22 protein-coding genes and 3 pseudogenes are annotated in these 25877 nt (G+C 70.4%); 5 read left to right on the top strand and 20 right to left on the bottom strand.

What is annotated here, in order from left to right:
• Positions 1-642, top strand: a 642-nt coding sequence (locus IEZ19_RS43965) for an RNA-guided endonuclease TnpB family protein (RefSeq protein ID WP_229841545.1), incomplete at its 5' end; no start/stop codon positions are given.
• An 88-nt stretch (positions 643-730) separates the two neighbouring features.
• Here the strand turns inward: IEZ19_RS43965 and IEZ19_RS43960 are convergent.
• The 4 genes and pseudogenes from IEZ19_RS43960 to IEZ19_RS43945 all read right to left on the bottom strand — a co-directional run bounded on the left by IEZ19_RS43960 (position 731) and on the right by IEZ19_RS43945 (position 6079).
• On the bottom strand, positions 731-2845 hold the full coding sequence (locus IEZ19_RS43960; protein ID WP_229841544.1) for an NACHT domain-containing protein: 2115 nt from the start codon (positions 2843-2845) through the stop codon (positions 731-733).
• A 481-nt stretch (positions 2846-3326) separates the two neighbouring features.
• Positions 3327-4084 (bottom strand): annotated as a pseudogene (locus IEZ19_RS43955) (transposase); the annotation flags it as partial.
• Between the two features lie 196 nt (positions 4085-4280).
• Positions 4281-4928: a response regulator gene (locus IEZ19_RS43950; RefSeq protein WP_189317004.1), complete on the bottom strand. Its 648-nt coding sequence runs from the start codon at positions 4926-4928 to the stop codon at positions 4281-4283.
• Positions 4925-6079, bottom strand: a complete 1155-nt coding sequence (locus IEZ19_RS43945; protein ID WP_189317003.1) for a sensor histidine kinase — start codon at positions 6077-6079, stop codon at positions 4925-4927. The genes IEZ19_RS43950 and IEZ19_RS43945 overlap by 4 nt, the downstream gene beginning before the upstream one ends.
• 157 nt (positions 6080-6236) lie before the next feature.
• Between IEZ19_RS43945 and IEZ19_RS43940 the strand changes: the two genes are divergently transcribed.
• Positions 6237-6788 (top strand): hypothetical protein, encoded by a 552-nt coding sequence (locus IEZ19_RS43940; protein ID WP_189317002.1) that lies wholly within the window; start codon positions 6237-6239, stop codon positions 6786-6788.
• Positions 6789-6936: 148 nt separating this feature from the next.
• On the opposite strand, the pseudogene IEZ19_RS54320 reads toward IEZ19_RS43940, so the two are convergent.
• Positions 6937-7125 (bottom strand): annotated as a pseudogene (locus IEZ19_RS54320) (transposase); the annotation flags it as partial.
• 56 nt (positions 7126-7181) lie between these two features.
• Positions 7182-7428 (bottom strand): annotated as a pseudogene (locus tag IEZ19_RS54315) (transposase); the annotation flags it as partial.
• 355 nt (positions 7429-7783) lie between these two features.
• Here IEZ19_RS54315 and IEZ19_RS43930 point away from each other — a divergent pair.
• Together IEZ19_RS43930 and IEZ19_RS43925 are read left to right on the top strand one after the other, a co-directional pair.
• The gene (locus tag IEZ19_RS43930) at positions 7784-8017 is read left to right on the top strand and encodes a metallothionein (protein ID WP_189317000.1); all 234 of its coding nucleotides are present in this window, start codon (positions 7784-7786) and stop codon (positions 8015-8017) included.
• 16 nt (positions 8018-8033) lie between these two features.
• Positions 8034-8681 (top strand): protein-L-isoaspartate(D-aspartate) O-methyltransferase, encoded by a 648-nt coding sequence (locus tag IEZ19_RS43925; protein ID WP_189316999.1) that lies wholly within the window; start codon positions 8034-8036, stop codon positions 8679-8681.
• 325 nt (positions 8682-9006) lie between these two features.
• Here IEZ19_RS43925 and IEZ19_RS43920 read toward each other — a convergent pair whose 3' ends face one another.
• The 13 genes from IEZ19_RS43920 to IEZ19_RS43860 all read right to left on the bottom strand — a co-directional run bounded on the left by IEZ19_RS43920 (position 9007) and on the right by IEZ19_RS43860 (position 22969).
• Positions 9007-9318, bottom strand: coding sequence for a hypothetical protein (locus IEZ19_RS43920; protein ID WP_189317006.1), 312 nt, complete (start codon positions 9316-9318; stop codon positions 9007-9009).
• A 209-nt stretch (positions 9319-9527) separates the two neighbouring features.
• Positions 9528-11036 (bottom strand): NADase-type glycan-binding domain-containing protein, encoded by a 1509-nt coding sequence (locus tag IEZ19_RS43915; protein ID WP_189316998.1) that lies wholly within the window; start codon positions 11034-11036, stop codon positions 9528-9530.
• Positions 11033-11599, bottom strand: a complete 567-nt coding sequence (locus tag IEZ19_RS43910; protein WP_189316997.1) for a phage tail protein — start codon at positions 11597-11599, stop codon at positions 11033-11035. Before IEZ19_RS43910 ends, IEZ19_RS43915 begins: the two co-directional genes overlap by 4 nt.
• 31 nt (positions 11600-11630) lie before the next feature.
• Positions 11631-13592, bottom strand: coding sequence for a putative baseplate assembly protein (locus tag IEZ19_RS43905; RefSeq protein WP_189316996.1), 1962 nt, complete (start codon positions 13590-13592; stop codon positions 11631-11633).
• Positions 13592-14035, bottom strand: coding sequence for a GPW/gp25 family protein (locus tag IEZ19_RS43900; RefSeq protein ID WP_189316995.1), 444 nt, complete (start codon positions 14033-14035; stop codon positions 13592-13594). The genes IEZ19_RS43905 and IEZ19_RS43900 overlap by 1 nt, the downstream gene beginning before the upstream one ends.
• A 55-nt stretch (positions 14036-14090) precedes the next feature.
• Complete coding sequence (locus tag IEZ19_RS43895; RefSeq protein ID WP_189316994.1) at positions 14091-15977, bottom strand: VgrG-related protein; 1887 nt, start codon at positions 15975-15977, stop codon at positions 14091-14093.
• On the bottom strand, positions 15977-16702 hold the full coding sequence (locus IEZ19_RS43890; RefSeq protein WP_189316993.1) for a CIS tube protein: 726 nt from the start codon (positions 16700-16702) through the stop codon (positions 15977-15979). The genes IEZ19_RS43895 and IEZ19_RS43890 overlap by 1 nt, the downstream gene beginning before the upstream one ends.
• Before the next feature lie 18 nt (positions 16703-16720).
• A complete protein-coding gene (locus IEZ19_RS43885) occupies positions 16721-17143 on the bottom strand; it encodes a phage tail protein (protein WP_189316992.1) in 423 nt (140 codons plus the stop codon).
• A gap of 70 nt (positions 17144-17213) precedes the next feature.
• Positions 17214-17567 (bottom strand): hypothetical protein, encoded by a 354-nt coding sequence (locus IEZ19_RS43880; protein ID WP_189316991.1) that lies wholly within the window; start codon positions 17565-17567, stop codon positions 17214-17216.
• A 2647-nt stretch (positions 17568-20214) separates the two neighbouring features.
• On the bottom strand, positions 20215-20373 hold the full coding sequence (locus tag IEZ19_RS43875; protein WP_189316990.1) for a DUF6760 family protein: 159 nt from the start codon (positions 20371-20373) through the stop codon (positions 20215-20217).
• Entirely contained in the window at positions 20370-20879 is a 510-nt protein-coding gene (locus tag IEZ19_RS43870) for a hypothetical protein (protein ID WP_189316989.1), read from the bottom strand. The genes IEZ19_RS43875 and IEZ19_RS43870 overlap by 4 nt, the downstream gene beginning before the upstream one ends.
• On the bottom strand, positions 20879-21322 hold the full coding sequence (locus IEZ19_RS43865; protein ID WP_189316988.1) for a phage tail protein: 444 nt from the start codon (positions 21320-21322) through the stop codon (positions 20879-20881). The genes IEZ19_RS43870 and IEZ19_RS43865 overlap by 1 nt, the downstream gene beginning before the upstream one ends.
• 57 nt (positions 21323-21379) lie before the next feature.
• A complete protein-coding gene (locus IEZ19_RS43860; protein ID WP_189316987.1) occupies positions 21380-22969 on the bottom strand; it encodes a phage tail sheath subtilisin-like domain-containing protein in 1590 nt (529 codons plus the stop codon).
• 260 nt (positions 22970-23229) lie between these two features.
• Here IEZ19_RS43860 and IEZ19_RS43855 point away from each other — a divergent pair, with 260 nt between their 5' ends.
• Entirely contained in the window at positions 23230-24681 is a 1452-nt protein-coding gene (locus IEZ19_RS43855) for an RICIN domain-containing protein (protein ID WP_189316986.1), read from the top strand.
• A gap of 21 nt (positions 24682-24702) precedes the next feature.
• Here the strand turns inward: IEZ19_RS43855 and IEZ19_RS43850 are convergent.
• Positions 24703-25877: ATP-binding protein (locus IEZ19_RS43850; protein ID WP_189316985.1), on the bottom strand; the 1175-nt coding region annotated here is incomplete at its 5' end.

The following is a 25877-nucleotide window of genomic DNA, read 5'->3' as shown; positions in this document are numbered from 1 at the left end:
CTACGACAACGCCCTACCCACAGCAGAGATCAAGACAGCGTGTTGATTCTCTGCGGGCCCCTGCAGCGGGAGTTGTCCCGCAAGGCCAAGGGATCGAAGAACCGGGCCAAGGCCCGCATCAAGGTCGCCCGCCAGCACGCACGTGTGGCGGACCGGCGCCGGGACTTCCACCACAAGGCATCCACGCAGATCATTCGCGACCACCAAGCGGTGTATGTGGAAGACCTCGCGATCTCCGGCCTCGGCCGTACCCGGCTTGCCAAGTCCGTGCACGACGCCGGATGGTCCGCGTTCGTCGGCATGCTCGAGTACAAGGCCCTCAAGCACGGCCGCACCTTCGCCAAGGTGGACCGGGCCTTCCCCTCCTCTCAGGTCTGCTCGGCCTGCGGATTCCGGGACGGCCCGAAGCCTCTCCACGTCCGTGAGTGGGCGTGCGGTGAGTGCGGCACAATGCATGACCGCGACCACAACGCAGCCCGCAACGTCCTCTTCGAAGGACGCCGTATCGTCGCCGCCGGACAGGCGGAGACGCTAAACGCCTGTGGAGCGCCGGTAAGACGGGCACACCTGCCCGCACAGCGCAGTGAAGCAGGAAGCCACCGGAAGGGTCAGACGACCCAGGCCGGAAACCCTGGACTTTAAGCCAGGGAGCACGTCAAACGGCAGTCCGCTCTCCCGATCCAGGACCATGTTCGACCAGGAACGACCGCACCTTCGGAAAAGGAACGGCTCAGGAGGTGGGGTGGTGGGCGAGCCAGTCCTGGAGTTCTCGGTGGCGGAACTGGTAAGCAGTTCCGGCGGTGCGCATGATACCGACCTGGGTAGCCCAGTGCAGGAATCGTCCCAGACGCCAGGGCAGCCGGTGCCGCCCGAAGCGGGTGAACAGCAGGAACACGATGTAACGCACGCTGGCGGGCACGCTCGCCAGCCCGACGGTGACTGCCGCCAACGCGCTGGCAAGCGGCACGAAGAGCGTGTAGCCGAGATTTGCATCGATCAGGGTCGGGAGGTCGACGGAGATTATGAGCACGATCGAGATGCCGAGAGCCAGGATGATCACCACGGCGATGGTGAGGGCGACCAGAAGGTCATCGCGGATGAGGCGGCGTGGGTCCCCGACCTCCGAGACTTCCCTACGGAACAGCCCGCCTACGAGCCCGAACATGAAGCCGGCCGGGAGCCCGAAGAACATCCCCACGGCGACAAACATCGGCACGAGGTCGCGCTCCCAGACCCAGTCCCAGTCGAACTCCCAGCCGTCCGACATGTTGATGATCAACAGGATCATCGCCCCGACGGCCACGGCGATCAGGAACCCGGCGGTGGACCCGCTGATGAGCCCGGTCATGGCACGGCCCCAGTCCCGGGGTGTGCGCAGGGTGGGCGGGCCGAGGCGGTGAGGGCCTGGCCACACACGGACCCATGTCTGGACGACCCCGAAGAGCACGATCGGTGCCACGACGGCCAGCAGATAGATGAACAGTTCGCGGTCGGGGATGTCCCTGAGCCCCGGGTAGTAGTTGACCTCGGCTGGAAGGAACCGCATACCGATGGCGATCACCGGGACGGCGATCGCCAGGTAGAGCAGGACCTGGGCGGCGCGTACGCGGAGGTTCCCGGCGAGTGGCCACAGTTCGTGGAGGATGAGGTCGATGCCGGACAGTGCCCGGCCCCGGATCACGCGGCTGCCGCCCATGTTGTCTTCAAGGTGTCGCGCCAGGACGTGCAGCCGCGCGTGGATCTGAGGCCGGGTCATATGGCCGGGGGGTGGGAGGTGGCCCGTGGCGGCATGGTGCAGAAACAGATCGACGAGGTGGTCACGCACCGCTTCCGCGCCGGCGAGGGCGAAGACGAGCAGGCCGTCGGGCGTGTAGGGAGGGTCTCCGGTGGCAGGGTCGCGTTGTTCGTAGAGGGAGACGGCCATCGTCAGGCGCCATGGCGTCGACAATCCTTGGGCGAGGGGCCCGTCGGGGGCGGCGTCGAGTTCTCGGAGTACGTTGCGCCACCGAGCAGGGTCCTGGGCGTGAGAGCAGATGAAAGCGCGGGCCCGCGCCGCGCTGACGGGGGCGATCTCCACTCGTACGGTGTCGCGTGCGTGGGTGCCCAGCGCGTCGTACGCGGCGCTGCGGGAGGTCAGGATCATGCCCGCACGGGGGCGTCCGTACCGGTAGGCGTCCAGTTCCTGCATCGCTCTGCGGGCCCGTGGAGCTTCTCCGCCTCCGGCGTCCATCTCGTCGAGGCCGTCCAAGACGGGCAGGATCAGCCCGTCTTCGACCAGGGCAGTGGCCGCGGCGCGGGAGAGCCGGTAGGTCTCTATCAAGTGCCGCCGCATCCACATCCGTACGGCGTCGCCGATGTCGCGTGCGGCGGTCGCGGTGGGCATACGGGTCCAGGAGGCGAGTGACATACGTACCGGTACCGGGTCCCGCGGCCCGCGATTCTCGACGAGCGCGAGGAGCAGTTCGATCGCCAGGACCGTCTTGCCCGAGCCGGCCGCCCCGGTGATCACCAACCGGCCGGGCTGCAGCCGGCGGTAGTAGTCGATCACCCCGCTCAAGCTCCCGTGGGGGCCGGCGCCGGCGGCATTGTGGGCGGGCGCGGGCCGCAGCGTGAACCGCACGTCGATCGGGGTGCCGACATCTCCGAGGAGGCGGGTGCGTTCCCTGGTTTCGGCGAGGGTGACCTGACGGGCGAGCAGCGCGGCGAGTGCGGTCGTGTCCGGGGCCTGGACCCGCAGCGTGATCAAGGCCATATACGCCGACCACAGCGCCACGAACAAACCGGGCAGCGCGATCAGCAGACTCGCGTCGTCCAGAGCGTCACCCCCCGGTTCTCTCCCGGTCAACCACACGGCCAGGGCAGCGATACACCCCCCGCAAAGCACGGCCCACAGCCAACCGGCCCCCCGTCCCCAGTTACGTTCCATGACCCAAGAAGTACCACCGCGCGCACGAGCCCCACCGGCCTTTGGCACACCACGCTGAGATTCCGCTTGCGGCCGTTGATCTTTTGGCCGCAGTTCGGCTCGGTGTCCCGGCCTTCCGCCTGGCGGACAAGGATGGAGCGGGGGTGTAAAGGCAACGGCCCTGTCTCATATCCGGTGGTGACGAAGAGTCATGAGGTTGACGTCTGTCAAACTGCGTAGCGGTACTCGTTGATGACGCCGCCGAGGATGCGGGTGAGTTGGTTGCGGGCCCTGGGGGGCGTTGTGGTGCCGCTCGTAGGCGGTCAGGACGTGCCGGGCGTGGGCCTCGTTCATGATGAGGACATGGTCGAGGGCCTCGCGTAGGGTGGTGCCGATCGACTTGGACCGACCGGCAAATGGATCACTTGTGGCGTCGGGTGGTGGGTCGGCCGTCCCAGCGATAGCGGCTGTGTGCTTGGCGGATCAGCATGCGGAGCGTGACGAGAGCGGCGGCGAGGCAGAGGTAGAAGTCCACGACCTTGCCGCTTCGCTCGGTGCAGCGCCGGAGCTTGCCGTAGTCGTTCATCCACGCGTGGGTCCGCTCGATCGGCCAGCGTCGACTGGCCCGGATCGGGGCGGGCGCGCCCTTGCGGGCGATGTCAGACGTGAATCCCAACTCGGCTATCAGCGCACGGGACTTGTTGTTGTCGTAGCCCTGGTCCAGGTTGACGTTGACGGTGTCCGGCAACACGCCGACCTGTTCCTTCGCGGCGTCCAGAGTGGGTCCGAGCAGCGGCGAGTCGTGTCGGTTGGCGCCGGCGGAGACGATGCCGAGCGGGACGCCACGGGCGTCGCCGGCGGTGGTGCGCTTCAGCCCCTGTTTGCCCCGGTCGACCGGCGAGCGGCCGGCCTTCTCCCCGCCGGACGGGGCCTTGGTGATGCAGCCGTCCACCGAGATCTCGTCCAGGTCGAGGCCGATCATCCGGTCGTAAGCCTCCAGGACGAGAGCGTGTACGGTCTTGGAAATCCCTTGCTGTGACGACTCCTTGAGGCGTCGACGGATGGTCCGGTCGGAGCATTCCGGGGTGGAGATCCACTCGTACCCGGAGCCGTGGACCAGCGCGAGCACGACGTGCTCGAAGACGGGATCCGGCGGCGGTGGCATCCGAGCGGGTGGCTCGCGGCGAACGGGCGGCCATGTTCTCTGAGCCATCCGATCGGCTCCTCCATGACAGCCATACCCGGAGCCCCTGGGCCCACCGATCTTACGAATGACCAGCGGAAACCCACGCTTGAAAGGTAGGACTCCATGATCACGTGGACCCGTGTTCGTTCTGCAACCACCCCGGAGCCCGGGTGCCTGTTGCCGTCGGTCTTAGACCAGGCCGCTGGTGTAGGCGATGACCACGGCCTGAGTGCGGTCGCGGGCCTGCAACTTGGCCAGGACGTTGCTGACATGGGTCTTCGCGGTGGCTTCGCTGACGCCGAGCGCACCGGCGATCTCGGCGTTGGTGAGCCCCTTGGCCAGCTGAGCGAGGACCTCGCGTTCGCGGGCGGTCAGCTGGCTCACCGCCTGAACGGCCGCCGGGTCGTGCGCCCGGGTCCCGGCGACATGGTCGACCAGTCGCCGGACGGCTCGTGGCGCCAGGATCGTGTCGCCGGCCGCGGCTGTTCGGATCCCCGCGATCAGGTCGTCGGCGTCGCCGTCCTTCATCAGGAAACCGGACGCCCCGGCCCGGACGGCGGCCAGGACGTACTCGTCCAGATCGAACGTGGTGAGCATGACGACGGCGGGCGGTCGGGGCAGGGCCCGCAGGTGCCGGGTCGCCTCGACCCCGTCCATCCCGGGCATGCGGATGTCCATCAGCACGACGTCGGGATCGCACCGGTGTGCCTGCCGGACGGCGGCCGCTCCGTCCGACGCTGTGCCCACCACGTCGACATCTCCTGCGGTGGCGAGCAGGGCCGCCAGCGCGTCGCGGATGAGCGGCTGGTCGTCGACCACGAGGACGCGGATGGTCATCGCGCGGCCTGCTCGAGGATCGGCATCGGCAGCGTCGCTCGTACGGCCCAGCCCTCCCGGTCGCTTCCCGTGCTGAGGGAACCACCGAAGAGGCGGACGCGTTCGGCCATGCCGAGCAACCCGTGCCCGGTCGTGCCGGGCTGTCGGCCCGCCTGTACCGGGTTGACCACATCGACGTGAAGCACTGACTCGCCCCAGTCCAGCCGGACCACGGTCGGGCCCGGGGCGCCGTGCCGGCGGGCGTTGGTCAGCGCCTCCTGCACGATCCGGTACGCGGCGAGCGACAAGGCCGGCGGGAGCGGCCGAGGAGTACCGGACTGCGTGAAGCGGACCGGGTGCCCGGTCGACCTGGCGGTCTCCAGCAGGTTCGACAGGTCGTCGAGGGACGCCTGTGGATCGAGGTCGGCCTGCTCGTCGTCCGGCCGGAGCAGTCCCAGCAGCCGACGCAGATCGGTCATGCTCTGCTGGGCGGTGCTTTCGATGGTGCGGACCTGGTCGGCGGCGACGGGCTTTCCGGCCTCGATGCTGCGCCGCACCACTTGGGCCTGCAGGGACAGCGCCGAGATGCGGTGCGCGACGATGTCGTGCAACTCGCGGGCGATCGTCATGCGTTCCTCGAGGACCGCATGCTGCACCTGCCGCTCGCGCGCTGCCTCGGATTCGGCCGCCCAGCGCCGGGCCCGATCGACCTGCGTCGCGAGGGTCTGCACGCAGAACCCGACGAACAGGGGACCGAAGAACAGCAGGAACGGGAAGATGACCTGGCTGGGGTCGTGTGCGGACCCCCCGGTGACGACCGCCACGTACGCGAAGCCGAGCGCCACGTTCCACGGCTGCCGCCGGCCGCGTCCGTGCCGGCCGGCCAGGTACGTCGACCACATCAGCAGCAGCACGAACGGGCTGTCGCTGTTGCCGCCGTCGTCGGGCAGACCGCCGCCCGTGACCGCGACCAGCATCGCCGGGAGGCTGATGAAGGGGAGCCACCACCGGCCGCCGAACGCGACCGCAGCCAGTGCGGCCGCCCCGCCGGCGATGACCACCGGCGGCCGGTCGGTCCGTCCGGCCACCACGATGACCCACACCGCGAGGCCGATCAGGGCCGTGACCCTGCACAGTCGAACCGCTATCGCAGCGCGGCGCGTGAACACCATGGGCGAGAGTGTAAAGGCGCCCGCACCGGTGGCGACCTCGGCCGCACGGCCGATTCCGCGGGAGGGGCGAGTCCGTCGCGCGGCCGATCTCCGACCGGGCCAAGACCCCTCCGCCCGCCGATGTTCGAGCCGGGTCGACGCGGCCACCATCGTCGCCATGACTGACATCGAGACCGCCGTCCACCACCGTCCCGACTCACTTCTGCGGGTGGTGCCGTCGATCGGCGCCGGCGTTGCCGCCATCGGCATGGCCCTCTACCAGGTGCTCACTCCTGGCGCACCGCAAGCCACCTTCGGAAGCGCCCTCGACTTTCTCCGGGATGGGCTGTTCCTGCTCTACCTGGTCGCCAGCATCGCGGCCATGGTCCTCGCTCGCCGCCAGGGGCTCCTTCCGGGGATCGGTGCCTGGCTGGTCGGGGTCGGCTACGGCCTGCTCGTGATCGGGGTTGGTGCCGGGCTGGTGCTGCAGAGGGATCCGGAGTGGTTCGGCATCCTCGGTCTTCCCGGCAATCTGCTGGCCATGGCCGGGTTCATCACCGCGGCCATCGTCGCCTGGCGCGCCCGGCGCATACCCGGTTGGGTCACCCTGCTTCTCGCCGTCGGTGGCTTCTTCGCCGTCCTGGCCACGGAATTCGGGACCAGCGTGCTGATCGGCTGCTTCTGGCTCTGGACGGCCCGGGGGGTTCTGCGCCCGGCCCGGGAGAGCTGAGCGGCGACACGAGGCGGTGCCGGGGCTATGACAACAACAAGTCCCGTGCGCTGATGGCCGAGTTGGGATTCACGTCTGACATCGCCCGCAAGGGCGCGCGCCCGCCCCGATCCGGGCCAGTCGACGCTGGCCGATCGAGCGGACCCATGCGTGTCGTGGTCGTAGCCGCGGTCGGCCGGCACCACATCCGGCGGCGCCTGGGCCGGCCGCGCTTGCCCCGCACCGGCGGTACCGCCTCGAGCGGCGGGATCAGCTGGGTGACGTCGTTGCGGTTGCGGCCGGTCAGGGTGGCGGCCAGCGGGATGCCGGTGGCGTCGGTGATCACATGGTGCTTGCTGCTCCAGGACGTTCGCGCCGCGCAGCTTGGCGAGGAGCACCTCGTGCAGCCGGGGCCACACCCCGCCTCGGTCCACTCGGCCAGGCGGCTCCAGCAGGTCATGCCCGAGCGGAAGCCGAGTTCCTGCGGCAGGTGTTCCCAGGCGATCCCGGTGTGCAGGACGAACAGGATGCGCTGGAACACCAGCCGGTCCGGATGCCGCTTGCGCCCCGGATGCCGGGCCCGGCGCTCGACCTTGGGCAGCAGCGGCTCGATCACCGCCCATAGCTCGTCATCGACTTCCCACTGCTTCGGCCGAGCCAACTCCCGCTCCGGGTCTGCCATCGCCGCCGGCAGAGCCGCGGCGTCCGGTCGGCGCGCCCAGGGAACGGTCCGGCTGCTGCCGGTGTCGAAGAACTCCGCCACGATCCGGCCGTAACCCGCCTGGGCGGCCCCTGCTTGCGTCGGTGACGCTCGACGTGTGACTTGACGTGTGAGCTGCCCGCATCCCTGCGCACGGCGGCATCTGCCGCCCCAGCCGGGTGATCCCGGAGCGCGGAGCGGATCCCCGCTCCCGGCCCGTGGAAGAGGGAGTCGGGAACAACCTTTCCGAGCGGGAGCCGAACCGGGCGGACCGCATTCGGTCCGATGGCCGCAAAACGTCGAGGAGTGAACTTTCATGGCAGTGTGCGAGGTCTGCAACAACGACTACGACATGGCGTTCGAGGTACGAGCGCAGGGAGCCGTCCACGTCTTCGACAGCCTTGAATGCGCGGCTCAGAAGATGGCCCCGACCTGTACCAACTGTCAGTGCCGCATCCTCGGCCACGGCCTGCAGGCCGACGGGCAGTTCTTCTGCTGCGCGCACTGCGCCCGCCGGCAGGGGTTCGCGCAGCTGGTCGATCACGCCTGATTCCGGCCGGCTCCCAGTGCGCTCGCGGGGTCCCGCCCGTACTCCTGAGGATCTCGTACGGGCCCTGCGTGCGGCCGGGATCACCGACGAGCGGCTGCTCGAGGCGGTCCGGGCCACGCCGCGAGAGCAGTTCGTGCCCAGCGGCCGTGCGACGGCCGCCTACAACGACGTACCCGTGTCGATCGGGCACGAGCAGGTGACCACACAGCCCTCGCTGTCGGCCATGATGATCGAGAGCCTCGGCCTGGGCGGGGACGAGCACGTACTGGAGGTGGGTACCGGTCTCGGCTTCCAGACCGCGCTGCTCGCCCGGCTGGCCGCCGACGTGGTGAGCATCGAGATGTGGCCGGACGTCGCCGCCGAGGCCCGGCGCAGCCTCGCCGGCCAGGGCGTCCGGAACGTGGAACTGCGGGTCGGGGACGGCAGCGGCGGAGTGCCCGACCGTGCTCCGTACGACGCCGTCATCGTGTCCGCGGCGTTCCCCGAGGTACCCGCGCCGCTGATCGAGCAGGTGCGGCCCGGCGGCCGACTCGTACAGCCCATCGGCTCCGGCGGCGACGAGGAGGTCATGTCGTTCCGGCGCACGGCTGCGGGGCTGGACGCGGGACGGCTGCTGACGGCGGCCCGTTTCGTACGCCTGCGGGGCCGGTACGGCTTCCCCTGATGCGACGTCCCTTGATCCGACGTCCTTTTGGTGTCCGCCGGTCGAGACGCACGCACGCTCGAACCATGGACATCACGCTGGCCCAGGACGGCCCGTTCCGTTTCCGGATCCGACGCGGGTGCCTGGAGCCGTCTTCGCCACGCGGACCTTGCGCCTGCCGAAACCTCATCCGCCCAGCTGCAGAAGTCTTCGGTTACAGTCGCGCCCCGGACACACAGATCATGCCCGACCACGGATAACGTCCAGGTCATCACCGGTGAGGAATTGTCGAAGTCCTATGGGGCGGAACATGCCGCCAGGCGTATCCGCTGGTCAGCACCGTGGCTCAGGGCCACGGCTGCCCGCAGACCTCCGGCTCACTGATGGCTGCGGACGGCAGCCAGGCCAACGCCCTCTTCGCCGCGCCTCTGGCGCGCTGCACCACCGCCGTCGCGGCTCGGTTGCCGGCGCTCTGCTCGACTGCCCGCTGGGCGACGACGGAGGGGGCGGTCGCCGCACCGGCGTCGAAGAAGGCCCCGTCCCTGTCCGCCTTGTGCTCGGAGTGCTGGTTGGGGTCGGTGATCGTCACCCCTGCACTGTTGGTGTTGCCGGTCTCGCGGGTGCCCTTCAGGCCGCGCGTCCTCAGTCGACGACCCACACCCGGAAGGCGTCCTGCACCTTCGACCACCTCATGCGACCCGACGGGGGCGGCTCCGGGCTGTTCCGCCGCATGTATCCGGTGCAGTCGGAGCAGTACCGGCTGGACGGACGGAGCGAGGCGGCGGGTGAACGCTGAGCCGGGCCGCCTCAGTCGTACGGTCCGCGCCGCGTACGGCATCCCGCCCGAAGTCCGCAGCTGACCTTTGGTCAGGCCGAGTTGGCGGTCGACGGGCCGAAGAACTCGATCTCGGCGATGGCGACCTGCTTCTTCGACGACGTACCGGTGGCCGACTCGATCGTGAAGCGGACCGAGCTGACCGTGCCGACGCGGAAGGGGATGCGCTGGCCGCCCGCGCCGGGGTCGAGGGTGATCCTGCGGTTGACGGTCTTGCCGTCGGACAGGGTGATTTTGGCCTCGAGGCGGTGCGGGCGGGCCGACTGGGGAATCTGGTCCGGGCGGGTGGAGACGCCCGGGGTGATGATCAGGTCCAGCAGGCGGGTCGGCTCGTCGAACTTGGCCTGGATCCAATGGCCCTGGCCCGACTCCGACACACCCGGCCCCCACCAGGTGTTGTTGAGCTTGTCGGCCAGGTCGGCCAGGTCGGCCTTGTGGCCCGGGTAGGCACGGGAGGCGCTCCAGCTGTCCGGTTCGACCGAGGCGCGCTTGGAGAAGTGGTCCCTGGTGGCCTGGGTGCCCTTGGGGATTTGGAAGCCCAGGACGATCAGCAAGGTCACCACGATCGCCGCGCCCAGCCAGGTCAGTACGCGGTCGAAGGCACGGCGCAGACGGGGCCGCTCGCCCGCCCACGGAGTCTCCCGGTTGGCGGCCCCGAGCAGGCGGCGCCACCAGGGCAGCCGTCCCGGTGCCCGCGCCTCGCCGGCCAACGGCATCGCGCAGCGGGTGCAGAAGTGCCGGTCGGGGCGGTTACGGGTGGAGCACCAGGGGCACGGCGTCCCGCCGTCCGCTCCGAATTCCTCGCCGGGCGCCATGACCGCCTGTGGGCGCTGCGGGGCCGGACGGCCGGGCAACACGGGCGCCACCGACGGGGACGCCGTGGGACGCGGCTCCGGGTCGGCGACCGGTACCAGCAGCTGCCGGGCCCGGTCGGACACGCCGTCGGGGTCCGCGCCGGGCGCCGGGGGCGTGGGGAACGGGGTGGCCGCCACCGGGACGGGGATCGGTTCGGTGGGTGCGGTGTCGTCCACGGCCAGGATGGTGGGGTGGTGCGAGGCGCCGGGTTCCGGGACCGGAGGGTGGACGGAAGCGTCCGGGGCGGGGGCTTCGGGGCGGGTGGTGCCCTCAGGCGCGGGTGCCGGTGCGGGCTCAGGGGCCGGCGGATCGGTCGCCGCCGTCGTCGCACGCGCGCCCAGCAGGTCCCGCTGCGTGCGGGGCATCCCCGCGTTCCCGTCCGCCCCGGCGAAGGCGTCCCAGCCGGCGCTGCCCGAGCCGCCAGAGGCGGCGGGCACGGTCGCGGCAGCCTCGTCAGGAGAAGCGGCGGAGAAGGCGGGGGAAGCATCGCCGGAACCGGTATCGGAACTGGAACCGGGCCCACCCCCGGCCCCGTCAGCAGCGGCACGCGGCTCCCCGGCGCCCCGCTCACCGCCACCCCCACCCGCCCGGTCCGTCCAGCTCAGCACGGCACCGCATGCGTCGCAGAACGGCTGGCCCGGTTCCGCGCGGGTGCCACATTCGGCGCAGTTCAGGGGGGTCGTCATGGCGACGGGGTCCTTTCGGCGGAGGATGCTGCGGTCACCTGGACCGTGTACGGCATGTGGGCGGGGCGAGCGGCTGCCACGAGGGTGTCCAGGCGGTGGTGGTCCGCCGGGGTGGGGTCGGGCAGGCGCAGATGGACGTGGAGGCGGGGGCGCGGGTCGCCGGGGAACGGGCCGAGGGGGCGGGCGCTCCAGGCGCCGCCGCCACTCTCGGTGATCTCCGGTTCGACGCCGAAGGCGAGCCTGATCGCCTCCGACAGGCCGCGCACGGTGCCCCGGATGCGGTGCAGGTGCGCCGCGGCGGCCACCGCGGCCCGCAACAGCGGTTCCGGTTCCGTGCCGTCGGTCTCGGCGCCCACCCAACTTCCCAGCCACTGGGCGAAGTCGAGCGGCGCCAGGGAGGGCCGGAAGTAGGTGTCCAGACAGTTGAGCACGTAGTGGATCGGTGCGACCACCTCGTCGAGGCCGGCGACGAAGCGCTGGGCCAGGTCGTCGTCGGCGAACACCGTCGGCAGCATCGCGCCGATGGGCGCGGACGACTCGAGCCCGTCGATCGAACCCCTCATCGACAGCTCCTGGCACGGCGGTTGACACTCGTCACGATCCGTCTCCGATCACCCGAACTCGGTGGTCGAACGAGAACACCAGCGACGGGGCCGAGAGGTCGATGCGGTCCGTGGCCTCGCCGCGCTTGCCCGTCAGCGGGTCAGCCGGGTGCAGGACCACCTGGTCGACCAGCTCCACACCCGGCACCCGCTGCAGTACCGCGAAGACCTCGCCGGACTGCACGGGGCGACCGAAGGGCCAGCCCGTGCCGTTCGCGCCGCCGGTCAGCGGATCCAGGTGCCGGTACAGGGCGTCGTGGGCGTCACGGCGCACCTTGTCGGTGTCGACGCCGCGGAAGGCGTGCACCGTGGCCACCACCGTCACACCCTGGTAGTACGGCGGACCGACCGCCAACCGCGTCCCGATCAGACGGCGTTCGTCCAGGTGCCGGGTGATGCGGTCCAACAGGGCGTCTCCGGGGACGAGTTGCTCGAAGCGCAGGCGGCCGCCGGGGTCGGGGACGGCCTGCGGTACCACCAAAACCCGTACCGCATATGCCCCGTGCTCGCTCTCCTCGCCCTCCAGACAGGTGATCCGGGCGGTCTCCGGGGCGGCGCGGCGGGCCAGCTCCTCGTAGTCCCGCAGCGTCACCGCCCGCTCCTGTGCGCGCAGCGTGATCGGGGCGCGGACCTTCGCCTCCTCGATCGTCTCGCCGTCCACCCCGCCGCGCGCGGCCTCGCGGTTGACGACCTCGGAGATGTACGGGATGGAGGTGCGCAGGATCTGCACCGCGCCCCGCGCCACGTTGCCGGCCCGGCCGCCGCCGGTGCGGTAGCGGCGGGCGCGGATCGGGGAGCCCTTGGGGGCGACCATGCCGTACTGGCGCAGAGTGCCATCGGGTTCGCGTACCGCTGGGCCGAAGGCGATCTCGCCGGTCGTCGCGTCCAGGGTGATGTGGCGGTCGTACGGCCCGGAGCCGGCGAAGTGCGGCACCACCTGCCAGTCCACCCAGCCGTCGTGCTCGGCGGTCTGCATCAGTACCGGCGGGTCGTCGCCGACCACGGGCGCGTGTTCGAGGCGCAGCCGCTGCCCCGGCAGCCCGGTGGACTCGCCCAGCGCCTCGTCGTACACCGTCTCGGCGTGCACGGCGGGCGTGGAGCCGCCGATGGTGAAGGCCTCGGCGGCGCGGATGGTCGGCGAGGTGGTGTAGAAGGGCTGGCCGGACACGGGCTCGGTGACCCGGCAGCGCAGCCAGCCCGCCTCCTGCCCGGCGTTGCGGGACAGCACGTGCCCGCCGGGGACGTGCAGGACCACCTCGCCCGGCCGGTTGAGCCCACCGGTGCCGTCCCGGTCGACCTCGCAGGGCTGCCAGCCGTCCGCGGTCCACGCCTCCCACACCAGCGGCGGCTGCCGCGGGTCCACGCCGACGCCGTCGACCCGGCTGTCCAGGTCGAGCGCGACGGCGCAGTGCGGCACAGCGTTGGTCAGGCCCAGCAGCATGGAGTCACCGGGGGTGGGGGACTCCGAGAAGCACAGCAGGTCCTTGTCGTCCTCGGCCAGGTCGTGCGTCCGCTCCACCGCCGGCTCACCCTTGTGGTGCGTCAGCAGATGCCGCAACTCGCAGGGAACGAGGTTCAGTTCGCGCTCGGTGGCGAAGACGACCGCCTCCTCGCTCTGCGTGCGCATGGTGGCCACCTCGGTGCTCACCGGCACGGCGATCGCCTCTTCCTGGGGCGCCGACAACCAGAACGTCACGTCTGTGCGGGCGGCGGAGGGCGGGAAGAGGGTGATGCCGACCAGGTCCAGGAAAGCCAGGTGGTTCTTCTCCGGCACCCGGTTCAGGCGGTAGACGATCTGGTCGGCCATGTGGGCGACCGTCTCGACGAGGGTGACGCCGGGGTCGGAGACGTTGTGGTCGGTCCACTCCGGGGCGCGCTGCTGGATGTAGCGCTTGGCATCGTCGACGAACTGCTGGAAGCGGCGGTCGTCGAGGTTGGGGGAGGGCAGGGCCATCAGCGGTCACTTTCAGTTGCCGTACCGGCCGCACCGGGGCTTTCGGGCTCGTCGTGGGACGGAATGACGTAGAACGGGAAGACGAGGCTGCGCGGGTTGTTGGTGCCGCGGATCGAGTAGCGGACGTCGATGAACAGCACGCTCTGATCGGTCCCGGCCGTCACCTCGACGTCCTCGACCTCAATACGCGGCTCCCAGCGGTCCAGGCTGACCAGCACCTCGTGCTGGATACGGCCCGCCGTCTGCTCGTTGACGGGCGCGAACACCAGGTCGTGGATCGCGCAGCCGAAGTCGGGCCGCATCGGGCGTTCGCCCGGCGCGGTCGACAGCACGAGGCGGATCGCCTCCTCGATCTCCCGCTCGCCACTGACCAGCGCGATACCGCCGGTCGGCCCGATGCGCAGCGGGAACGACCAGCCGGACCCGACGAACTGCTCGGCCATCAGGGGGCCACCTGCCTTCTTCTTGCCGACCCGGCGGGCCGGTGGGGACGTCCGATCATGCCGGGAGGGGGTACTTCACGTTGTTGACGAACACGAAACCGGAGAGCCTGACCTGGACGCCATTGATGTTGACGAAGGCGGTGGCGTCGATCGACGTCTCCAGGCTCGACGACAGATTCATAGCGCCGCCCATCGCGTTGATGTCGACCCCGCCGCCCTGCGACGCGAGGCTGACCAGGCCCTTGCCCTTCAGCGTGAGCGGTCCGCCGCTGTCGATCTCCACCGACTGGCGGCCGTGCAGCCTGAGGCTGGTGCCCGCTTCCACCGACACCGCACGGCTGCCGGTGATGCTGACGCTGCCCTTGCTGTCCACGGTGATCTCGGTATTGGTGCGGTCGAGATTGATGATCAGCTTGTCGTTCCCGCTGGCGATCCGCACGCCCTGCTTGCGCTCGCCGGTCTGCTGGCTGAGCAGGTCGACACGGTTGCCCTGGCGGTCGGACAGGGTGTGCCGTACGGCCTTCTTCTTCAGGCCGTCGTGCAGGGGCTCCTTGACCTTGGTGGGACGGTCCCGGCCGTTGTAGAGCCCGCCGATGACGAACGGGTGGTCCAGCGCGCCCCGGTCGAAGGCGACCAGCACCTCGTCGCCGACGTCCATGGGGAAGACTCCGCCGCCGTCCTTGCCACCCAGCTGCACGCTGCGCGTCCAGTCGCTGACGTAGGCGTCGTCCAGCCACGGGAACTGGAGCTTGACCCTGCCCTGCTCGAGCGGGTCCCGTACGTCTACGTCGGTGACGATGGCGTTGGCCACGCTGGGCAGCCGCGGGGTGGTGTCCGAGCCGCCCGAGGCCAGCCCGTACAGCGAGCGCCACTGCCGCCCGCTGACCGTCACCCAGGACTCGTAGTGCTTGCCGTCGCCGAAGTCGTGCCGTACGGAAGTGACGGTGTACTTGCCCTCGAAGGGCACGCCGACATCGGCGAGCGCCACCGGAACTCCAGGGCGCAGCTTGGGATTTCCGCGGACGACGACCTCAAGTTCGGCGAACGAGCCGGTCAGGTCGGCGGCGAGGGATTTTGCGGCGAACTTCACTTCGGTCTGTTTGTCGTAGGGCGTGTCCGTCGCGACGAGCTTGGCGGGGGTGAACTTCCGGGCGGCTCTTCCCGGCGACGTGCGGTTGCTGATGCCGGGGTTGGAGGCGTCCTGTACGGTCTCCGTGATTTTTTTCTTGTTCGCCACGTCCCAGCCTCGGGCCTCGACCTTGCCCACCTGGTCTGCGGCGGTGACGGCGGTCCGCAGCCGCAGGATGTCGTGCCCGGCCTGCAGCACGAACGGGCTCTTGTCGCCGTCGGTGTTCGGCGAGGGCGCCCCGGAGGCCGACTTCGGCTTCACGAACTGGAACTTGCCGTCCGCGTCCACGGACATGACCATCTCGTTCTCGTCGGCGAGCCGGGCGACGAAGTCCCAGTCGGTCACATTGGACTGGGAGATGAACTCGTACGAGGTCTCCGACGCATCGATCTTTCCGATCGGCACGCCGTCCTGGGCGGCCAGCGTGCGGGCGATGTCCGAGGCGCTCTGGTTGCGGTAGGCGGCCACGCGGCGCTGGCGCAGCAGCCGGTGGCCGAGGTCGTAACCGCGGATGACGGTGTAGCTGCCGGTGCCGTCGTAGTCGGCCTCCAAGCCGGTGACCTCGCCGGTCAGCAGCGGATCGCCGGCTCCTTCGCCGTCGGCGACGGCTGCGAACACCACCTTGGTGCCGAAGGTGATGTTCAGCTGGCCCAGCAGCAGCCGGTACGGGTCGCGGAAGGTCAGCTGGAACGCGGCCGGGACGCCTGCGCCCTGGTCGACGTAGCTGGCCACGAGGTCCGGGGCGAACTCGGACGGCAGCTCGGCGCCGTTGATCTCCACGCGGACGACGTTGGAGAACGCGGACTGCACCATCAGGTACGCACCTCCTCGGCGGCCGGCAGCACGAGTTCGACGCCGGTCCGCAGCTGCGAGGGGTCGTCGATGCCGTTGGCCTCGGCGATGGAGCGCCAGGCGGCCGCGCTGCCGTACTCCCGCCAGGCGAGCGATTGCAGCGAGTCGCCCGCCACGACCCGGTGCACGCGCTGCACGGTCAGCGCGCCCGAAGTCGGGTTCTGCCCCGCGGTCTTGCTGGGGACCTCATGCAGCTGCAGGCGGCAGGTGGCGCGGATCGGTACGCCGGTCGTGGAGAACAGCGTGTAACTGGCCTCCACGGCACTGACGTACGCCGTGAAGCGCGCCGTGGAGAACGACCCCCACTCGAAGACCACCCACGGCGGCGACGGCTGCTTCGCGGCGACGCTTGTGGACGTCACCTCGCAACAGGCGAGCAGCGACTCGATCTTCTTCAGGACGGTGTTGCTGGTCGGCTCGGCGGAGGAGTCGAGGAAGATCTCCAGGTTCAACTCCCGCGGCTGGGCACCCATGAATTCCGGGAGCGAGCCTTTGCGTTCGGTCTGCGCGGGGGTGACTTTCCACTGGGCGCGGCGGGTCAGGGACAGTTGGGCCGGGTTGAAGTCGAAGCCGAACGTCTCGATGATGCTGCCGGGGGTTCTGCTCTTGCCCTTCGGTGGTTCGTGGATCGCGAGCGTGGCGCGTATGAGACTTTTGCCGGCGCCGCTCCTGCTGCCCGTGGCCATGATCTGTTCTCCTCGTCCTCAGTCCGTGAACCCGTGGTGGGTGATCTCCAGTACCTCGGTGGCGACGGCCGGGCTGGCCGGGTCGAGGGCGGGGCCGGTCCAGCTGACGGGCAGTACGTCGATCAGGCCCCACCGGGCGACCTCCGAACCGTCCGCGCGCAGCGCCGCGATCTGGGCCGTGGGCCGCTTGACGCCGGTCTGCACGGACGAGATCCACTTGGCGACCTTGGTGGTGTCCGGGGTCAGCGGGCGGGTCAGCCGGATCGTGGAGAACGTCACGCGGGTCGGCAGCTGCCAGACGAACCCGTTGTTGCCGCCCTCCTGGTGCTGCTCGACCTCCACGTGCGACGACAGCCCCTCGCATCCGTTGAAGTAGCCGAGGCTCTCGCCGTCGATGCTGAGGGAGAACCAGATGGTGGAGCCTGGGTCCTGGCTGGACATCGCGGCCGGCCTTTCTGTCGTGCGGGTCAGACGTACGGGGTGGTCGAGGGTGAGCGGTAGGGGCGCGGGTTCAGCGGCGGGGGTCGCGGAGCCTGCCGATCCGTTCCCGGTCCATGCGGAGCTCGGTGCGGATCAGCCGGGTGATGCGGCCGATGATCCGGTGGACGAGCTCGTCGAGTTGGAAGTCGGTGAGCTCCCGCGGATCGAACGCACCAGCCGGGACCGCCTCGTACTCCGGCGGGGGCGTGGAGGAGGGAGAGGCGGGCGGTGGCGGTTTGTACGGCGGGGGGTTCGCGGCGGAGCGGGTGTGCGGCGGCTGCTCGGTGCGGTGCGTGGTGGACGGCGGGACGCGGTGGGCGAGCGTGCTCGCGACGGTGGCTGCGGCGGCTGCGGCGAGGGTGCCCGTGGCGCTGTGCGTGGCCAAGGTGCCGTGTGTCCCAGGGGCCTTCGGCTTGGCAGCAGTCCTGGACTTGGACTTCGAGAAGAGGCGTTGGGCTACCGGCATGGGTGGGGCAGGAGTGGTCAGGGGGGCTACGGGCAGGGGGGCTACGGGCAGGGGGGCTACGGGCAGGGGGGAATGGGTGGTGGACGTGGTGGCTGGTGACGGGGAGCGCAGAGGCGCGGCGGGGGTGGGCCTGGTCGGAGCTGCCGGGGTGGCGGCGGCTGTGAGGGGCGAGGCATCGGCGGGGGCGGTGGTGACGGGGGCGCCGAGGGGGGAGGCGGTGGGGCGGGTGCGGTGGAGAGCGGGGGCGTCCGACGGGGAACTGCTCTGGGTGGCGGGGCGGGCTGTCGATGCCGGTGCCGATGGGAGAGCCGCCGCCGTGGGGTTCGGGGCGACGGGCTGCGAGACGAGCGGCGCGCCGAGGCCGAGGCGCGGTGCGTGGGTGCTTCGCTGCACGGGCGTGGGCCTGGGCGTGGGCATGTTCGGCGAGTGCGGGGGGGGTGGAGGAGACGGTGCGCGGCGCTGAGCGGTGTGTGGGCGCCGGAGCGGCGTTCGGGGCAGGACTGCGCTGGACGAACACGGTTGCGGTGCCATCGGGTGCAGTGTCTGCGGGTGCGGGTGCGGCGGTAGGGGCGCTGGCTGAAGCGGCCTTCCCGGAGAAGGGCGTCGTCGTGTGCGGCGTATCGGTTGGCTTGCGCTGGACAGGCAGGGCTGGGGCAGGGTGGTGTGAGGGCAACGGCGGCACGGTGCCAGGCGCAGGCGTGGACGACTTGCGCTGTACGGCGGTGGTGGCCTCGGCCGCCCCGCCGAGGTCGGCGCCGGACGCGAGCGGCATCGCGGTCCCTGAACCCCTGTGTGCGGAACGATTGTTTCCAGGACCGGGCCCGTCGGCTCCTCCGGCGCCGGAGCCCGTGCTCGCCTCAGACCGCGCAGCGGTGCCGGTGGACCGGCTCGCGGGTCCGCTGGGCGTCCGCTGTAGTGCTGTACCGGGTCCCGTCGCGGCGTTTTCGGCGGACGAATCCGCTTGCCGGGTCGGCGAGTTCGAGCTTCCGTCGGCGGCCCGTGAGGCTCCCGTGCTTCCGGCTGCGCTCGCCGGGCCGGCAGGTGTGCCTGGGGCGAGTGGTGTCCTTTGCACTGGTGTGCTGCTGCTGTGACCTGTCGGGTTTGCGGCGGGGGAGTCCGTCTGTCGGGCGGGTGAGTTGGGGGTCGCGCCAGTTGTCGGCGAGGAGGGTGTGGTGGTGCGGGCTGTGTTTGCTGGGCCACCGGCTGTGGCTCCCGGCCTGAGCGGTGTCCTTTGTATGGGCGTGCTGCCGGCGTTGTCCGTGGGGTTGGCCCGGGAGGGGTGCGAGGTCGGGCCTCCGGCAGGTGTGCCTGGGGCGAGTGGTGTCCTTTGCACTGGTGTGCTGCTGCTGTGACCTGTCGGGTTTGCGGCGGGGGAGTCCGTCTGTCGGGCGGGTGAGTTGGGGGTCGCGCTAGTCGTCGGCGAGGAGGGTGTGGTGGTGCGGGCTGTGTTTGCTGGGCCACCGGCTGTGGCTCCCGGCCTGAGCGGTGTCCTTTGTATGGGCGTGCCATGGGCGTTGTCCGGCGCGTCCGTGCTGGGCAAACCCGCCTGCCTGACCGGTGAGTTCGCGGTCGTGTCGGCCGCTGACGAGGAGTCGGTGGCCAGGGCTCGCTGCACCGCCGTACCACCGCTGGGTGCTGTCGCGACTATGCCGGCCGAATCCGCAGGCCCGGCCGGTGTCCGCTGCAGCGCCGTACTGCCGCTGTGTCCCGTTGGCAAAGGGGGCAGAGTTCGAACCGTCCCCCCGTCGGGGACGGTTGGCGCAGCAGGCGTTTCGGGCGTCGCACCAGTCTGCCGAGCCGCCACCGGAAGCGTCCTGCGCTGGGCCGTGGTCGTTCCGGCCTGCGACTTCGTGAGGGAAGAGCTCGGTCGGGAGGACGAGCCGGCCGGAACAGGTGTCACCCGGACCCCGGCGGCGGGCGCCGGGGACACCGGCTTCGCCGATCCGATCGTCTGCTGCACCGACGGTGCACCTGCGCGAGCCGCCGTACTGGGAGCCGCCGCCGACGCCTGCGGGGCATGCGTCGCAGGCGTCGGTGCAGGCGTAACCGGCGCAACAGCGCCGTGCGTCTGCTGCGCGCCCGAAGCCCCCACCGCCCCGGTCTCCCTGGGGGGAAGCACCCGCAACGGAACCGCCGGCGCGCGCTGCACCACCGGCTTCGGGCCCGTCAACGGCATTGCCCGCGTGGGGTGTTCGAGTCCCGATGCCGGCATGCCTGACCTGTGCAGCGCCGCGTCGCCGAGCAGTGCCGCGAAATGACCGTCCAGGACCGCGTGCGACGCGGTGCCCGAGAACGACGGGTTCTGCCAGGTAGGCAGCCGCCCGCTGAAGCCCGGGTCCGTGACCCCGCTCCGCCCGGGCGTCAGCGCCCGCTGGATCGGGGGCAGTGTCGGCCAGGCGGCCGTGACGACGGGACGCGCGGTATCCGGCGCGGCGTTTGCGCCGCCCTCCGCAGGCCCTGAAGCTGCCCGCGAAACGCGCTGTGAAGCAGCCCCCGCCTCAGCCACAGGCGCCCGCTCCCCGCCGTCGCTCTCCCGTCCGCGCAACCGGTCCAGGAATCCCACAGCTCAGCCCTCCGTCTCCGCCCGCGTCACGAGGGACGCGATCTCCTGAGTGAAACGGCGCCGGTCGTGGTGTTCCAGGTCGAGGATCTCGTCCATGCTCCAATGGAAGTGGTAGGCGACGTACGCGATCTCCTCGTGCAGCCGGTCGGTCGCGTACGTCACGATTCCCCCAGGCGGCTCCCGCCGAGTTCCACCTCGAACGGCTCGGCGCAGTGCGGGCATCGGACCGCCGCACGGGTGTGGCCCTCCGCGTTGATCTGGCGGTAGAAGTCCTGCAGGAACGCCAGGTCGGAGGCGAACATGTTCTCCACGATCCCGTCGTGGACCATGGGCAGCGTGCCGAGGCGGGTGATGACCCGGCCCAGCAGCACCACCGACAGGTACGCCGGGTTCTCCTGCACCCGCACGTCCCGCAGCGGGACCAGCTCGTCCCGCGCCGTCGACAGGCGCATGACGCCGTCCTGGTGGACGATGCCCGACTCGTCGACGTAGCCGCGCGGCAGCTGGAAGGGGAACTCCGTGCGCAGGGGCTCCTGCCGGAGGGCAGGGGCAGGAGCCGCCGGGGCCGGTGTCGCATCCGGCCCCGGCAGCTCGGCCTCCGACTCCGCCGCCGCATCCGCGCCGGGGTACGCCACGGCGGCGCCGGCCCTGGCAGCCGTACGCCGCATTACTCGATGACCAGTTCTTCGAACGTGATGGTCACGGTCTCCGTCAGCGCGGACGCCTCGCCCGCCTTGACCGTGCTCGCGTCGATCTTGCTGCACCAGGCGTTGCGCAGGTGGTAACGCTTCACCGGGTTGTTCTGGAAGTCCATCATGATGATCGAGGCGTTCTTGCGGGCCGTGGTCATCTGACCGGTGATGGACTCGTTGATCCACTGCGTGAACGACGCCGACTGCGTCATGCCGCGGACCACCGTGCAGGTGCCGTTCTTCTTCACACCCGGCAGGTTCTTGACCACGTTCTGGCCGCTCGGGGTGTTCTGCTGGTACGTGATGACGTCCTGCTCGATGCTCATGCCGCTGACCTCGGCGAGGTACTCGACCATCACACCGTCGATCTGCAGGCCGAAATTGTGTGAGGTGAGGGCGTCACCCGGCTGGAGACTCATGCGTTCGCTGTCCTTCTAAGCGTGTTGAAAACGACGTCGGGGGGGAGCCGGGCGGGCCTATTCCTCCAGCTCCCCGCTGCCGCTGGAGAACTGGGCCAGCCGGAAGATCACGAACTCGGCGGGCTTGACCGGCGCGATGCCGATCTCGCAGACGACCCGGCCCACATCCACCGACTCCGGCGGGTTGGTCTCCTCGTCGCACTTGACGTAGAACGCCTCCTCGGGCCGCTGGCCGAACAGGGCGCCGCTGCGCCACTCGTTGACCAGGAACGCCGAGATGTTGCGCCGGATGCGGGCCCACAGGGCGTGGTCGTTGGGCTCGAACACCACCCACTGGGTGCCCAGGAGAATCGACTCCTCCAGGTAGTTGAAGTACCGGCGGATGTTCAGGTAGCGCCACGCCGGGTCGGAGGAGAGGGTGCGGGCGCCCCAGATGCGGATGCCGCGGCCCGGGAAGGCGCGGATGCAGTTGACGCCGATCGGGTTGAGCAGGTCCTGCTCGCCGCGGGTGATCTGGGTCTCCAAGTCCACCGCGCCGCGTACGACCTCGTTGGCGGGCGCCTTGTGCACGCCGCGCTCGGAGTCGTTGCGTGCCCAGACGCCGGCGACCTGACCGCTCGGCGGGATCAGCCGGGTCTGGCCGCTCGCCGGGTCGAAGGTCTTGATCCAGGGGTAGTACAGGGCCGCATACTTGGAGTCGTAGCCGGCCGTCTCCTGGCGCCACTCGCGGACCTGACGGGCATTCAGGCCGGGTGGCGGGTCGATGACCGCGACGCGGTCGCCCATCAGCTCGCAGTGCGCGATCAGGCCCAACTGCACGGCCTTGACGGCCTCCAGGTCGATCGCGCCGCGCTGGTAGGCGGCCATCAGGTCGGGCACGGCGACCATGGAGATCTCGTCCACCGCCTCCAGGCCGCCGAAGCCGGTTCGGTCGGCGGAGTCGCCGAGGTACTCGGCCGGGCCCGGGTGCGATCCGTCAACGGCCTTGTCCGGTACGGCGGGTGCGGACGCCGGGGCCACCAGGGCCACCGTCTGGTTGTCCGGGCGGACCAGCTGCGCGGCCGGCGCGGCCTCGGCCACGGTGATGAGCTTGGAGCGCTCCTTCACCAGCGTGACGACGTAAGTGCGACCGCCCTTCTTGGCGGTCACGTCGAAGCTCTCGACGGTCTTGTCGCCGTCCTTGACGATCAGCTTGAACCGCTCGGCGGGGCCCTCGCCCTCCGGGTCGGCGACCTCCACGCTGAGCGGGCCGTTGTCGCCGGAGGCGATGGCCGCCACGGTGAACGTGCCGAGTTGCGCGGGCTCGGGGGCGGTCAGCTCGCGCTTGGCGGCGGAGCCGGTCAAGGTTGCCGAGGTCGAGCCATCCGCGGGGGTGCCCTCATCGGAGCCGCCCACGCGGACAACGTAGGCCGCCGTGCCGCCGTTCTGGAAGAAGCCGTAGACGGAGTGCGCGAGGTAGAACCCGTCGGTGAACTCGCCGAAGGCTGCCACGTACTGGGTCCAGTTGGTCACCAGCGTCGGCTCGTTCAGGGGGCCGGTGGGAGCGAGCCCCACGAAGGCGGCAACCGACGTGCCCACCCCTTCGATGGGACGCGAGCCGCTGGCCACCTCCTCGACATATACACCGGGCGACAGATAGGACGGCATGCTCTCTGCTCTCCTGGGGGGTGCGAGATAGGAACGCCCTCCACCCTCGCGCGCGCAACCTCCGGAGAAACGTCCTCGGGTGCCGAAACGCGGGCAACGCTGGTGCCCGCAGGGGCAGTCCGGCCTGCCCGGCGGCGGGGCCCTGCCCCAAGGACCGGCAGCCGGCCTGCAAGGACTGACGCCCACCTCTGCCCCGCCGGTCACCGGGTGTGCCCCAAAGCCTCCTGACCGGCACTGTTCACCGCCTCTAGCGTGGCCGAGTGAGCCTTTGGACTTCTCTGGAGCCTGCCTCCGCGACCGTGGACCCGGGTGCCAGTACGACGGTGCGGCTGCGGTTGCGCAACACCGGCGACGTCGTCGACGAATACCGCTTCGAGCCGGTCGGCCCGGTGGCCCCGTGGACGCGTGTCGAGCCGCAGACGCTGCGGCTGTATCCGGGGACGACGGGGACGGTGCAGCTGACCTTCGCCCCGCCCCGCACCCCTGATGCCACGGCCGGTCCGAATCCGTACGCGGTGCGGATCACGCCCACCGAACACCCCGAGGCGACGACCGTCCCGGAGGGCAACCTCACCATTACCCCGTTCACGGAGGTGCGGGCCGAGCTGGTCCCACCGACCGTGAAGGGGCGCTTCCGCGGCCGGCCGAAGCTGGCGATCGACAACCTCGGGAACACCAAGCTGACTGCCTCGGTCAGCGGCAACGACAACGGTGACCAGCTGTCGTACGACGTCCACCCGAGCAACGTGCAGATCGAGCCCGGCCGTGCGGCGTTCATCAAAACGACGCTGAAGCCGCGACGCATCATCTGGTTCGGTTCCAAGGAACAGCGCCCCTACACGCTGAATGTTCTGCGGTCCGGTGCCGAGCCTCTGCCCACCGAGGGGACGTATGTCCAGCGCGGGTTCCTGCCCCGCTGGCTCGCCACCTTCTTCGGGGTCTTCGTGGCGCTCGCGATCACCTTCGTGCTGCTGTGGACCGCCTACAAGCCCTCCGTCAACACCGGCGCCACCGAGAAGCCGGTCGAGGCGGGTGCGACCCTGTCGCCTTCGACGACGCCCACCTCGGCCATGCCCCTCGAGCCCCCCTCGGCCGAGACCGGCAGCGGCGACAAGGACATCGCGGCCGAGACCGGCAGCGGCGACAAGGACATCGCGGCCGAGACCGGCAGCGGGTCGGGCGGCGGGGGCGGTGCGCCGGCCCCGGCGAAGAAGCCCGCGCCGCCCCTGGTGCCCGCGACGAACGTGCTGCTGCGCAACACGGTCACCAAGAAGTGCGCCGACATCCCGGGCTTCGAGAAGGGCACGGTGAACGGCAAGGTGTACGAGTACACCTGCAACGGCACCAGCCAGAACAACCAGCTGTGGAATCTTGAAGTGAAGTACCCCAAGGGCGGCCCGGGCGGCAGTCCCCTCTTCCAGATCCGTAACGCCAAGGACCAGCTTTGCATGGACCTGCCCGACTACGGGGCGGCGCCGGTCCGGTCGCTGATCACCGAGTACACCTGCGACGGCACGACCGCCGACAACCAGCTGTGGTGGCTCGACAAGCAGAAGAGCGGCGCCTACTGGATCCGCAACTTCGCCAGCGACAACAAGTGTCTCGACGTGGCCGGGTTCAGCACCGGCGGCAACGAGACCAACCTCACCCTGTACCACTGCTCCACCAGCGACGACCAGGAGTGGCTGATCGTCCACCCCCGGCAGGGCTGAACCCGGTCGGCCGCGAGGGCGCTACCAAGCGCCCTCGCCCGGCACCAGCCGCCCCGCCTTGCGGTATTCACGGCGGGCACCCTCGAGAACATCGGTCGGGGTGACGAGGCCGTCCCGGCCGGCGGCGAGATATGCGGCGGTCACCACGGCGCTGCGGATCGACCCGCCGGCCAGCTCGAAGTCGCTTGCTACGGCTGTCAGTTGGATGTCCTCCACGCATGGCACATGGGACAGGCTGTGCCGCCACAGCGCCAGGCGCTGGCCCACGTCCGGGAACGGGAAGTCCACTACCAAATCCAGGCGGCGCGTGAACGCCTCGTCGATGTTGGCGCGCAGATTCGTGGTCAGCAGGGCAATCCCGTCGAAGGACTCCAGCCGCTGCAGCAGATACGCGCTCTCCATGTTGGCGTACCGGTCGTGCGCGTCCTTCACCTCGGAGCGCTTGCCGAAGACGGCGTCGGCCTCGTCGAAGAGGAGCACCGCGTCGGTGCGGTCGGCTTCTGTGAAGATGCGCTCGAGGTTCTTCTCGGTCTCGCCGACGTACTTGTCGACCACCGAAGACAGCTGCACCACGTAGAGATCCAGGCCCAGTTCGGCGGCCACGACCTCCGCCGACAGGGTCTTGCCCGTCCCCGACTCGCCGGCGAACAGCCCGAGCACCCCCCGCCCGCGCCCGCCGCCCGCGCTGAGCCGCCAGTCGCCGAGGACCCGGTCGCGGTGCCGGGCGCGCAGGGCGAGTTCCCGCAGCTGGGTCAGGGGGCGTTCGGGCAGCACCAGGTCCTGCCAGTCGACGGCCGGGCGGATCCGGCGGGCATGCTGCTCCAGGCCCGAGGCCGACTGCTGGCGGGCAGCCAGGCGCACATGGGCGGGGGAGAGCGGGGTGCCGTCGAAGCGGGCGAGGCTGAGGGCCGTGTGCGCGGCGCGGGCGATACGGTCGCCGGGGAGGTGGTACGGGGCGACGGTGGCGGCCAGGTCGAAGTCCGGCTCCTCCTCCAGCGCGGCCGACCAGGCGTGCAGCGCGCCCGTGTGCTGCGCGGGCACGTCCAGCGCGAGGGGGTCCTGATCGCACCACTGCGGGTCGTACGGGCGCGGCGCGGCGAGCAGCACGGGCACATCCGTGGCTGCTGCCAACTCCCGTACCAGGGACCCGCAGAGAAACAAGCCGTTGCTTACGGGAGTTGGGCTCGTTGATGTGG

Origin of the sequence: Streptomyces brasiliensis (genome assembly GCF_014647875.1) — a bacterium.
Classification (GTDB): Bacteria; Actinomycetota; Actinomycetes; order Streptomycetales; family Streptomycetaceae; genus Streptomyces; species Streptomyces brasiliensis.
This window is presented reverse-complemented; position numbering and strand designations above follow the sequence as displayed.